Annotated in this window: 12 protein-coding genes; 7 read left to right on the forward strand and 5 right to left on the reverse strand. The window is 65.8% G+C overall.

From position 1 onward, the window contains the following. Positions 1 to 9: 9 nt before the first annotated feature. Both AC54AF_RS15545 and AC54AF_RS15550 read right to left on the reverse strand, forming a co-directional pair. Positions 10 to 1,236: an MFS transporter gene (locus AC54AF_RS15545; protein ID WP_496637256.1), complete on the reverse strand. Its 1,227-nt coding sequence runs from the start codon at positions 1,234 to 1,236 to the stop codon at positions 10 to 12. Between the two features lie 164 nt (positions 1,237 to 1,400). Beyond that, on the reverse strand, positions 1,401 to 1,685 hold the full coding sequence (locus tag AC54AF_RS15550) for a pentapeptide MXKDX repeat protein (protein ID WP_496637257.1): 285 nt from the start codon (positions 1,683 to 1,685) through the stop codon (positions 1,401 to 1,403). Between the two features lie 296 nt (positions 1,686 to 1,981). Here AC54AF_RS15550 and AC54AF_RS15555 point away from each other — a divergent pair, with 296 nt between their 5' ends. The 6 genes from AC54AF_RS15555 (at position 1,982) to AC54AF_RS15580 (ending at position 7,501) form a co-directional block, all read left to right on the forward strand. Continuing rightward, positions 1,982 to 2,566, forward strand: a complete 585-nt coding sequence (locus AC54AF_RS15555) for a sigma-70 family RNA polymerase sigma factor (protein ID WP_496637258.1) — start codon at positions 1,982 to 1,984, stop codon at positions 2,564 to 2,566. Next, positions 2,563 to 3,210, forward strand: a complete 648-nt coding sequence (locus AC54AF_RS15560) for an NrsF family protein (RefSeq protein WP_496637259.1) — start codon at positions 2,563 to 2,565, stop codon at positions 3,208 to 3,210. The genes AC54AF_RS15555 and AC54AF_RS15560 overlap by 4 nt, the downstream gene beginning before the upstream one ends. 119 nt (positions 3,211 to 3,329) lie before the next feature. Beyond that, positions 3,330 to 4,829: a DUF4331 domain-containing protein gene (locus AC54AF_RS15565; protein WP_496637260.1), complete on the forward strand. Its 1,500-nt coding sequence runs from the start codon at positions 3,330 to 3,332 to the stop codon at positions 4,827 to 4,829. An 18-nt stretch (positions 4,830 to 4,847) separates the two neighbouring features. Continuing rightward, positions 4,848 to 5,096 carry a hypothetical protein gene (locus tag AC54AF_RS15570; protein ID WP_496637261.1) on the forward strand — a complete coding sequence of 83 codons (249 nt, stop codon included), beginning with the start codon at positions 4,848 to 4,850 and terminating at the stop codon, positions 5,094 to 5,096. Positions 5,097 to 5,162: 66 nt separating this feature from the next. After that, the gene (locus tag AC54AF_RS15575; RefSeq protein WP_496637262.1) at positions 5,163 to 6,374 is read left to right on the forward strand and encodes a tetratricopeptide repeat protein; all 1,212 of its coding nucleotides are present in this window, start codon (positions 5,163 to 5,165) and stop codon (positions 6,372 to 6,374) included. Between the two features lie 8 nt (positions 6,375 to 6,382). Next, on the forward strand, positions 6,383 to 7,501 hold the full coding sequence (locus AC54AF_RS15580; RefSeq protein ID WP_496637263.1) for a HupE/UreJ family protein: 1,119 nt from the start codon (positions 6,383 to 6,385) through the stop codon (positions 7,499 to 7,501). A 41-nt stretch (positions 7,502 to 7,542) separates the two neighbouring features. On the opposite strand, the gene AC54AF_RS15585 is transcribed toward AC54AF_RS15580, so the two are convergent. Continuing rightward, entirely contained in the window at positions 7,543 to 8,088 is a 546-nt protein-coding gene (locus AC54AF_RS15585) for an RNA 2'-phosphotransferase (protein WP_496637264.1), read from the reverse strand. Between the two features lie 18 nt (positions 8,089 to 8,106). Continuing rightward, entirely contained in the window at positions 8,107 to 10,176 is a 2,070-nt protein-coding gene (locus AC54AF_RS15590; RefSeq protein WP_496637265.1) for a TonB-dependent receptor, read from the reverse strand. Positions 10,177 to 10,271: 95 nt separating this feature from the next. Between AC54AF_RS15590 and AC54AF_RS15595 the strand changes: the two genes are divergently transcribed. Beyond that, positions 10,272 to 11,492, forward strand: coding sequence for a response regulator (locus AC54AF_RS15595; RefSeq protein WP_496637266.1), 1,221 nt, complete (start codon positions 10,272 to 10,274; stop codon positions 11,490 to 11,492). Here the strand turns inward: AC54AF_RS15595 and AC54AF_RS15600 are convergent. Then, the gene (locus AC54AF_RS15600) at positions 11,477 to 11,845 is read right to left on the reverse strand and encodes an immunity 22 family protein (protein ID WP_496637267.1); all 369 of its coding nucleotides are present in this window, start codon (positions 11,843 to 11,845) and stop codon (positions 11,477 to 11,479) included. The two genes, AC54AF_RS15595 and AC54AF_RS15600, sit on opposite strands and share 16 nt — an antisense overlap. Between the last annotated feature and the right edge of the window lies 1 nt (position 11,846).

Here is an 11,846-nt window from a genome sequence, read left to right on the forward strand (position 1 = left end):
CCCGGCAAGTCACGCCGCATCGGCGCCGCCGCGCGCCAGGCCCCGCTGCACTTTCCACGCCAGCGGCAAGGTCAGCAACAATACGGCCGCCAGCGCCAGCAAGGCCGTGGGCACGCTGGCATGGTCGCCCAGCGCGCCGAACAGCATGGGCGACAGCGCCCCGCCGCCGATGCTGCCCGTGTAGAACAGGGCGAACGCATGCTCGCGCTTGCCGGGCTCGGCCAGTTCCGGCACGGCGCCATACAGCACGGACGAGGTGCCGTTCAGCGCCAGCCCCAGCAGGGGCAGCATGGCCATGATGCCGGCCAGCGGCAGCCACAGGGCCAGCACGATGAGGAGCGAGGTCATCGATTCCGTCAGCCACACGGTTTTCATCATGCCGATGCGCGCGCCCAGGTAGCCGCACAGCAGCTTGCCGAAGGCGCCGCCCACGAACAGCAGCGATAGCGCCACGCCGATGCCGGCCGTGCCGGCGCCCTTGCTTTTCAACAGGAATGGCAGGAAGGTGAGAAAACCCATGCGCACGGCGCTGTCCAGGGTACCCGTGGCCAGCAGCGCACGAAAACCCGCCTTGGAACCGCTGCCGGCGATGGTCTTGCCCGCCTTCTTCGTGCCGGCCTGCAACTCGCCCGGCTTCGGCAGCAGCCACCACAGCAAGCCGGCCGCCGCCAGGCCCAGCAAGCCCAACAGCGAGACGCTGGCTTGCCAGCTGCACACCAGCAACAGCAATCCCACCAGGGCGGGAATCAGGGTCTTGCCGATATCGCCGGCAAAGTTGTAGTGCGACAGCGCTTCCTTGACGCCGCCGCCCGCCTCGTGCGTGTCGGTGACGATGGACGAGGCCAGCGGATGTTGCGTGCTGGCGCCCAGGCCGCCCAGCAGCAAGGCGAACAGCAGCACGGCCAGGCCGCCCGCCTGCCCGGCGATCAGGTAGGCGACGCCGGCCAGCGCCGTGCCGCCCACCAGCAGGCGTTCGCGCCCCCAGCGTTTCGCCAGGCGGCTGGCCAGCAGCTGGAAACCGGCCATCATGCCCGAATACGCCCCCCGCAACAGGCCCACCATGGCGTAGCTGATGGCAAACTGCGCCTGCCAGATGGGCAGCAGCACATAGATCACGTCCGTCAAGCCGTCATGCACGGCATGCGCGCTGCAGGCGGCGAACAGCGAGCGGCGGCGGATGGATTGGTCGGCGGGATGTGCTGCGGGGGACAGCGGGGCGGCGGATGGTTCGGTCATGATGCTGCAAGCGGGAAAAACGCGAGGCGTCCAGCTTACACCAATTGCCAACTTCGCATCTTGAGACACGACAAGAACGGCAATGACAAGATGCCTCGCCCGCGAACGCGGGAGAGGCGCAGACCCGCCCGGCGCCATCACTCTGGCGGCGCCGGCCAGTTGCCTTACTTGCCCATCGCATCCTTGGCCATCTCATCCTTTTTCATCTCGTCCTTCTTCATGCCGTCTTTCCCCATGGCATCTTTTGCCATGCCATCCTTGTGGTCTTTCTTCATGTGCTTCCCGGCCATCGGCTTCGGCATGCCGTCCTTGTCCATCGCATCCTTGTGCATGGCGTCCTTGTGCATGGCGTCCTTGGCCATCGGGTCTTTTTTCATGGCGTCCTGGGCGAACGCGGCGCCCGACATGAGGATGGCGGAAGCGATGATGGCGGTGATGGTGGTTTTCATGATGAATCCTTGTCTCAGTGTGGGATGGGCGAGATTGCCCGGTGGTAAAGCTGCGTAAACGGGAAGATTGGCGCCGCTGTCAGCCTGCGGCACGAGGGCCGCCATGGCCAGCAGCCTGACAGAAAACAGGCGGCAAGACGGGACTTGATAATCATGATGGCTAACCGTTATAGTAAATTAAAGGCGGTGGACTCAGAAGCGTGCTTGCCTGTCAATTCGCCGCACGCTGCGGATTGGTTACAGCCGCCAGCAAATAATTCGAAATATTTTTTCAACGCCTGTCACCAAAGGCCTGCATGCAACGAATACCGGTAAGCGAGCAGTTGCACGGCATGGAATTGCGGCTGCATGGCTTGATGCTGCGCGGGCTCGATGGCGATGCGGCGGCGTATCGTAGTTTCTTGCAGGCAAGCAGCGCGCATTTGCGCGCGTTTTTCCGGCGCCGCCTGCAGCGCTGGCCGGACGAAGTGGAAGACCTGGTGCAGGAATGCTTGCTGGCCATCCACAACCAGCGCATGACGTATGACACGGGCGTGCCGCTGACGTCTTGGATCCATGTGATAGCGCGCTACAAATGGATCGACTGGCTGCGCCGGCATGCGCGGCGCGAGGCGCAGCACTTGCCGTATGACGAAGAAGATAGTGCGCAGGAATTGTTTTCCAGCGCCGATGCCGAGGCGGCCGAGGCCAGCCGCGACTTGGGCAAGCTGCTGGCCACCCTGCCGGCGCAGCAGCGCGACGCCATCGTGCATACCAAGCTCGACGGCTGGTCCGTGCGCGACACGGCGGCAGCCATGCAGATTTCGGAAGCCAGCGTCAAAGTGGCCGTGCATCGCGGCTTGAAGGCACTGGCAGCCAACTTGAGGATAACGACGCCATGAAAACCGATGACTTGATCGCCATGCTGGCCAGCGGCCCCGACGTGGCCGCCGCGCCGCCCCCGGGCGCCCGCTGGCGCGCCGCAGGCACCTTGGGCGCCGGCGTGCTGGCCAGCGTGGCCTTGATGGCCATGCTGCTGGGCGTGCGCCCCAACCTGGAACAGCTGGCCCAACTGCCCGATTTCTGGATCAAGGTGGGCTTTGTCGTGTGCCTATCGCTGGCGGCCTGGCATGTCAGCCGCCGCCTGTGCATGCCGGGCGCCGCCACGCGCGCCCTGCCCCTGCTGCTCGCCATGCCCCTGCTGCTGATGTGGACCTTGGGCGCCATCGTCCTGAACGAAGCGCCGCCCGAACAGCGCGCCGAACTGTTCTGGGGCACCACCTGGCGCAGCTGCCCCTTGCTGATCGCCCTGCTGTCGCTACCCATGCTGGCCGCCGTGCTGCGCCTGATGCGCCAACTGGCGCCCACGCGCCTGCGCCTGGCCGGCGCCGCTGCCGGAGTTGCGGCCGGCGGCATGGCAGCGCTCGTGTACTGCCTGCACTGCCCCGAACTGGCGGCCAGCTTCGTCGGCTTCTGGTACGTGCTGGGCATGCTGGTGCCGGCCGCCATCGGCGCGGCCATCGGGCCGAAAGTGCTGGCCTGGTGACTCTTGAGCGGCCCTTGCCGAAGAGTTGAATCCGTTCTCTCCCGTCGTTCGTACAAGTCAGGCAGCCTGCAGTTTCTTGGACTTGTCTGTCAACGCCAACAACAATCGGGAGAATCGAAATGTCATTGTCACCCTCGAAAACCGCACTGGGCGCCGCCCTGCTGGGCAACCTTCTGGCGCTGGCCATCGCGCCAGCCGCCTACGCTTCCAGCCACCGCGAAGCGCCGTTCATCACGCAAGCCCCGAAAGTCGACGCCACCGACTTCTATATGTTCCGCAGCTATGAAGCGGGCCGCGGCGCCTACACCACCCTGGTGGCCGACTATATTCCCCTGCAAGACGCCTACGGCGGCCCGAACTATTTCGCCATGGATCCCAACGCCCTGTACGAAATCCATATCGACAACAATGGCGACGGCAAGGAAGACCTCACCTTCCAGTTCCGCTTCACCAACACCATCAAGGATGGCCAGTTCACCGTGGGCGGCAAGAAAGTCTCGATTCCGCTGGTGATCAACGGCGGCGCCATCGACACCGTCAACCCGGCCGGCCTGAACGTGCGCGAAACCTACAGCGTGACGGTGGTGCGGGGCGACCGCCGCGCGGGCACGAGGAGCGCCGTCACCAACGCCAGCGGCGGCGGCACGACTTTCGACAAGCCCGTCGACAATATCGGCAACAAGGCCATCCCCAACTATGCCGCGTATGCCGCGCAACATGTGTACGCCGTCAACATTCCCGGCTGCGCTACGCCCGCGCGCCTGTTCGTCGGCCAGCGCAAGGACCCGTTCGTGGTGAATCTGGGCGAAACGTTCGACTTGATCAACATCAAGGCGCCGGCCGCGGAATTCGCCGCGAATGCGGAGTCCGCCGCCAAGGATGACCTGGCCCGCAAGAACGTCACGGCCATCGAGATGGAAGTGGCGACCACCTGCCTGACGGCCGGCAGCGACCCCGTCATTGGCGGCTGGACCACGGCCAGCCTGCGCCAGGGGCGGCTGCTGAACCCGGCACCGGGCACGGCCACCGGGGCCGCGAAGGAAGGCGGCGCGTGGGTGCAAGTGTCGCGCCTGGGCATGCCGCTGGTAAATGAACTTGTCATCGGCCTGAAGGACAAGGACCGCTTCAACGCCAGCAAGCCCTCGGGCGACGCGCAATTTGCCGACTACGTCACCAACCCGACGGCGCCCGCCCTGGTGGAAGTACTTTTTGGCTCGGCCGGCGCCAAGGCACCCACCAACTTCCCCCGCAACGACCTGGTGGCCACTTTCCTGACGGGCATCAAGGGCGTCAACCAGCCCGTCACCGTGACGGCGTCCGAAATGCTGCGCCTGAACACGTCGATCGCGGCCACCAGTGTCGGCGCGCAGAACCGCCTCGGCGTCATCGGCGGCGACAACGCGGGCTTCCCGAACGGCCGCCGTCCCGGCGATGACGTGGTCGACGTCGTCCTGCGCGTGGCCATGGGCAAGCTGTGCACCCTGAACATCGGCTGCGCCCCGGCCGACGCGCCCGCCGGCGGCCTGCACTTCACGGACGGCGCCTTCCTCGATGAAACATCGTTCACGGCAGGTTTCCCCTATCTGAAAACACCCGTGGCCGGTTCGCCGCAACTGTAAGCCAACCAGGAGAACGCGATGAAAAAGCTCTATATAGCCAGCGCCCTGGCGCTCGCAGCCCTGCTGGCCGGCTGCGGTGGCGGCGGCGGCAGCCATGGTGGCGATAACGGCAACGGCGGCACCACGCCGCCGCCCGTGGTCCTGCTCGACGCCTTCTATGTGGCCGTCAGCAACGTCATTGTGACCACCAGCGATGACAAGGACGGCGTCGGCATCGACGCCATCATGGCGACGTCTCCGGAGAATACGGAGCCGGTGCCGCTGTAAGCCCTGCGGGCGCCGGGAGGAGTTCAGCCCGGCGCCCGTGCCACTCCAACGTCGATGGCAGCCACGATGAAAACACCGATTTCCCTGCTGTGCGCCTGCCTGCCCTTGCTGGCAGGCGCCGCGCCCTACACGCCGAAAGATGGCGGCGCCGTCATCGAGCAATTGCCGCGCCGCGCCGACGCCACGCAGCTTGCCTTGCGCGGCCTGCGCCAGCAGCTCGACGCCACGCCGCACGACCTGGCCCTGGCCACCAATCTGGCCCAGCGCTACATCGCCCTGGCGCGCAGCGAAACGGACCCGCGCTACCTCGGCTACGCGCAAGCGGCGCTGGCGCCCTGGTGGCGGCAAGCAAAGCCGCCCGTCCCCGTGCGACTGCTGCGCGCCACCATATTGCAAAGCACCCACCAATTCGGCCCCGCCCTGCAGGACCTTGATGCCGTCCTCGCGCAGCAGCCGCAAAATGGCCAGGCCTGGCTGACGCGCGCCACCGTGCTGACCGTGCAGGGCGACTACGCGCCAGCGACAGCGGCCTGCGCCCGGCTGTCCGCCTTGACGACGCAGCTCGTCACCGTCACCTGCCTTGCCAGTATCGCCAGCGTCACGGGCCCCGCCGCCAGCAGCGAGCGTTTGCTGGACCTGACCCTGCAGCGTAGCGCCGGCGCGGCGCCCGAGCTCGATAGCTGGGCAGCAACCCTGCTGGCGGAAATGGCTACGCGCCGCGGAGATACCACGCTGGCCGAGGCCCGCCACCAACAGGCGCTGGCGCGGCAGCCGCGCGACAGCTATCTGCTGGGCGCCTACGCGGATTTCCTGCTCGACCGCCAGCGCCCGCAGGACGTCGTCAAGTTGCTGAAAGACCAGCAGCGCATCGACGCCCTGCAGCTGCGCTACGTGCTGGCCCTGCAAGCGCTGCCCGGCCAGCGGACGGCCTTCCTGGCGGCGAAAGCGGAACTGGCGGCCCGCTTCCACGCCGCCATGCAGCGCGGCGACACCGTGCACCAGCGCGAACAGGCCCGTTTCGCCCTGTTCCTGCAACAGGATATTCCCGCCGCCGTACAGCTGGCGCAGCAGAACTGGGCCATCCAGAAGGAAGTGCCCGACATGCGCATCCTGCTCGAAGCGGCCCTGGCCGCACGCAACTACGCGGCGGCACAGCCTGTCCTGGCCTGGATCGCGGCGCATGGCGTGGAGGACGTGGCCCTGCAGCGGCTCGTGGGGCAGCTGGGGCCGCAGGATGGACAGAAAATCAGTACCGCGAAGAAAGCAGGTGTACTGTGAGGTGTCCTGTGAAGCGCTGCCTTGTCATCCTGCTGCTGTGCGCGTGGCTGGCTCCCGCGCAGGCGCACAAGCCCAGCGACAGCTATCTGAGCCTGGCCGTGCATGGCCAGCAGATCGAAGGGCAATGGGATATCGCCCTGCGCGACCTCGATTTCGCCATCGGCCTCGATGGCAACGGCGACGGCGCCCTGACCTGGGATGAAATCCGCGCGCGCCACGCCGCGATCGCCGCCTACGCCCTGCAGCGCCTGCAAATGGCCGGCGACCAGGGCGCGTGCCCCTTGCAAGCCGTCGAACAGCTGATCGACCACCACACGGACGGCGCCTACAGCGTGCTGCGCTTCCAGGCCAGCTGCCCCGGCGCCGCGCCGGCCAAGCTGACCATCGGCTACACCCTGTTCGCCGACCTCGACCCGCAGCACAAGGGGTTGCTCAAGATGAATAGCGGCGGCGCCACGCAAACGGCCATCTTCGACCCCGACAACCCGCGCCAGACGATCTCCCTGGCTGCGCCCGACCGCCTGGCGCAGTTCGGCGCCTATGTGAAGCACGGCGTCTGGCATATCTGGATCGGCTACGACCACATCCTGTTTCTCTTGTCCTTGCTGCTGCCGGCCGTGCTGCTGCCTGGCTTGCGCGAGCAGCAGCCGGGCTTGAAGGCGGCTTTCATCGACGTGCTGCAAGTGGTCACGGCGTTCACGCTCGCCCACTCCATCACATTGACCCTGGCCAGCCTGTCGCTCGTCTCCCTGCCGTCGCGCTGGGTGGAATCGGCCATCGCCGCCTCCGTGATCCTGGCCGCGCTGAACAACCTGCTGCCGCTGTTCCGGGGCAAGCGCCCCGTGGCCGCCTTCGTATTTGGCCTGATCCACGGTTTCGGCTTTGCCAGCGTGCTGCGCGACCTGGGCTTGCCGCAGGGCTCTCTGCTGGCCAGCCTGCTGGGCTTTAACGTGGGCGTGGAACTGGGCCAGCTGGCCATCGTCGCCGCGTTCCTGCCCATCGCCTGGCTGCTGCGCAAGACGTGGCTGTACCGGCAAGTGCTGGCGGTGGGTTCGCTGGCCATTGCCCTGGTGGCGTGCGTATGGCTCGTCGAGCGGCTAGCCGATATCAAGCTCATCAGCGCATGAGCGGGGGCATGCACTAGCCCAACGCATCAGCGCATGCCGATTCAAGGAAAGCCGATGCAGGCCTGCGGCACGGCATCGGCCAGCCACACGCCATTATCCGACATATAAAACACGTGGCCCTGCGCCCGCATGGCAGCCGCATCCACCGTCAGCACGACGGGCTTGCCGTGGCGCGCCCCGACGGCTGCGGCCGTTTCGCGATTACTGGACAGGTGCACGTGATTGCGCGATCCGGGCAGCAAGCCGCCGGCGCGGATCGCGTCGACAAAGCGGCTGGCCGTGCCGTGGTACAGCACGGCGGGCGGTATTGCCGGCGGGAGAGCGATATCGACGGCGGCCAGCGAGTGCCCCTGGTTGGCGCGGATGCGCAAGCCGTCGGCACTGATGGCGTAGCGCGTCTTGCTGTCGCGCGCCACCACGTCATCCAATTGTTCACGGGAAAGGCGGCGTCCATGGTGGGCCGCTTGCGCCAGCAGCTGGCCGATGTCGGCCCAGCCCTGGGCATCGAGCGCGAGGCCGATTTTCTCGGGGGCGTGGCGCAGTATGAGGGAAAGGAATTTACTGGTATTTACTAGATCATCTGTCATGCCCCCAGTTTACCGTTATCAGAACGCATATGACAAGGTCAGGCGCGCGGAGCGGGGTTCCACCGGATGAAAATGCCGGTCGCTCACCCCGTCCGCCCCTTCGCCTGGCAGGCGCGAGGCATAGTAATAGTCGATGTCGCTGGCGCGCTTGTTGAACAGGTTGAACACGTCGAGCGCGATGCGCGTCTTGCGGTTGAGCTGATATGCGAGGCGCGCATACGCCAGGGTGGTCGCGGCGGAGCGCACGCTATTGTCCTCGATCAAGGGGCGGGGACCGAAATAGCGCAGCTGGAAGGCGCCCGACCAGGGCCCCTGGTCCGTCACGGTCACGCCAAACGAGGCCACCTTGTCAATCGAGCCGGGGATGAAGTTGCCGGCCGGATCATTTTGCGTATAGCGCGAGCGCGAGGCGGCCAGGTCCAGGTCGAACAGCAGCCACGGCGCGGCAATGTAATGGTTGTTCCACTCGATGCCGTGGCGGCGGCTGGCGCGGCTCGCTTGCGTTTCGCCTGCGTCGCCGACGAACAGCAGCTCGGACGCGATGTCGAGGCACCACAGGGCCAGCGAGCTTTGCAGGCCCGGCAGCCATTCCGTGCGCGCGCCCAGTTCCATGCCCCTGGTCGGCACCAGGGGCGTGACCGGCGTGGACGGCGTGCCGTCCGGCAGGCGCGTCTGCGTCGTGCCGCGCGCATCGTTGCTGTGGAAGCCCTTGCCGTAGTTGACAAAAAACTCCGTCTTGCTCCATGGCCCCAGGATCAAGGACAGCTTGGGCGAGACCACGTAATCGTTCGCCGCGCCGCTGTTGCCCTCGATGCTGCTGTCGACCTTGAAACGGTAGGCGTCGTAGCGCAGGCCCGCCACGGAACGCAGCCACGGCAGCCATTGCACGGTGTTTTCGCCGTACAGGCCAATGCTGGCCTCGCGCACGCGGTCTTCGCGCAGCGTGCCTTGCCGCACCCGCTCCACCGTGCTGTACAAGCCCACGGGTGAGAGCCGGTCGTAGCGGGCCTGCACGCCCAGCTTGTTGCGCATGGGGAACCCCGCCAGCTGCGTGTTCCAGCTTTCGCTGGCGTTTACGCCCGCCACCGTACGCCGCTCGCTTTGCTGGAACTGGTCGCCGGCTTCCGGATTGGCCAGGAAATACGTGAAATCGCTGTTGAGTTCCAGCTGCGAGCGGATCAGGTACGCATCCAGCTCGAACAAGCGGTTCTGCGTGCGCTGGCGCATGGCGTACGACAGGCTGGTGCGCGACGTGTCGCCGCCGTCGCTGGGCGCCAGCGAGCCGAAACGGCCTATCTGGCCGGACGCCACGGCGCGCAGCGGCACCTGGTCGGTGGCGTTCCAGCTATTCTTATAGGCCATGGCCGTCACGCTGAAGCCGTCGTCTTGCGTGCCCTGGCTGTAGCGCAGCACGCCGCTATATTTACGCACGTTTTCCGGCACGTCCCACGGGCCGTTGTTGCGGTGTACTTCCAGGCCGTACAGCAAGGTACCTTGTCCTGCATCAAAGGAATCGGCTGCGACGGCGCGCACATAGCCGTGCTGGCCGATGGACACGCTGGCCTGGCCTTGCGGCAATTTGTCGGCCAGACGGATGCGCGCGCTGCCTGCCGAGGCAAAATCGCCTTCGCCGGCGAAATACGGCCCCTTCTTGTAATCGATGCGCCGCACCAGCTCGGGGATGAGGAAATTGAGGTCCGAATAGCCTTGCCCATGGGCATGCGTGCGCATGTTGACGGGCATGCCATCGACGTGGGTGGCGAAATCCGTGCCGTGATCGAGGTTGAAACCGCGCAAAAAGTACTGGTTGGCCTTGCCGTCGCCGCTGTGCTGGGTGACGATCAGCCCCGGCACGAATTCCAGCAGCTCGCCCGTGCGCAAGGCGGGGCGGTTGACGATCAGTTCGCTGGTGATGACGCCCTGGCTGGCCGCGTCCGACGTGCCGACGGCGTTGTCGTAGTGGCCCGTCACGCGCACGGTGCGGGCTTCGTCGTCGAGCCTGGCATCGGCCTGCGCCAGCGCCTGGCGCGCCATGCTCAACATGATCAGCGCACAAGCTGCCACCTGTTTGCGTTTTCTCAATCGCATCGCGTCTCCCCTTTTTATGATGTCAGTACAGGCTCCCAAGGGATATATACGCGGCAGGCTGGCTGCCTGGATTCAGCATTTTTCAAGGAGCGACCGTGGACCTGAACGACAGCGCCGGCAAGGCAACAAGCACTGCCGCCGCCGTGCACAAGCGCGATGTGCTGCCGTATATCCTGCTGTTCATCCTGCTGGCGGGGCTGCTGGCCGTGCTGGCTGGCGCCCTGCTGCCGCCCTACTACCATGCCGTGCCGGCCCTGCTATGGAGCCTGGGCTTTTGCGTCAGCGGCATGCTGCTGGGATTTCTGTTCGGCATACCACGCTCTCTGCCGTCGGGCACCGTCAACATGGCGCCGCCCGACGAGCGCAGCAATGGCAAGAGCCGTCCCACGGACGAACCGCCCGCCGCCGGGGCCGATACCGCGCCGGGCAACGCCAGCAATACCCTGTTCCTGGGCACACCCACGCCCATGGAAATCAATTCGAATCTGGTGGAAGTGTCGGACTGGTTGACAAAAATCATCGTCGGCGTGGGCTTGATCGAGCTCAAAAGCCTGCCCGGCAGCGCGCGCAGCATGGCCGCCTTCATCGCACCCAGCCTGGCCACGGACGCGCCCACGGCCATGGCCGTCGTGGGCGGCATCATGCTGTTCTTTTCCGTGCATGGTTTTTTGATCGGCTACCTGCTCACGCGCATCTACCTGTCCATCATGATCAAGCGCGCCGACAGCCTCGTCAAGAACGAATCCGTGCGCCTGGAAAGCGGCAAGGAAATCGAAGTGACGGAACTGAGCCGCCTGCAGCAAAAATCGCTCGAGGACATGCAGGAAGCCGTGACGCAGCTGCTGCTGGCCCATCCGCCCGACGAGGGCGCCGCAGCCACGGCCCTGGCCGGCATGCCGGCGGAGAAAAAGCCCGCCAGCCTGGTGCTGTGGCTGGACGACCATCCGCGCAACAATACCTTGCTGGTGGAACAGCTGGAACGGGAAAACATCAAGGTAGACCAGGCAGTGTCGACGCAGCAGGCACTGGCCATGCTGCAACAGAAGCCCTATGCGCTGCTGATCACGGACATGGCACGGGTGGAAAACCGCCGGCGCATCAAGGATGCGGGCGTGCACACGGTGCGCGAAGTGCGGCAGGCCCAGCCCGCGTTGCCCATCATCGTGTATTGCAGCAAGGATACGGTCGCCAGTTACGGCACGCAAGCGGAAGCGGCTGGCGCCCGTTTCATCACCACGTCGGGCACCAGCCTGCTGGCCAGCGTCAACAAACTATTGCACGAAGAGCGCCAGGACGGCGATCAATCCACCCGGTAACGGTAGCTGCCCACGTAATGGAGCGAACTGCGCTGCGGGTGCGCCAGCTGATTCGGCACAAACACGCACACGCTCGTATCGGCCAGCACGCCCTGCGCCTCCGCATCCGCGCACGCCTGAGCCAGCCAGCTGTCGCCATACGACACGCCATCGAGCAATTGCGCCAGCGGCGCGGCCGACGCCAGCATCGCGCACTCAAAACAGGCCGGCTCGTAGCACGTGAGGCCCGTTTCCAGGAAGAATGGCGACGGCACTTCATCGCCATCCTCCGTGTACGTGGGCGCCAGATAGGCCTGCAGCGCTTCCCAGCCGGCAAAGCGGCTGCAGCAGGCAAACACGTGGACAATGTACAAA

It is taken from the genome of Janthinobacterium sp. JF4, from assembly GCF_059617925.1.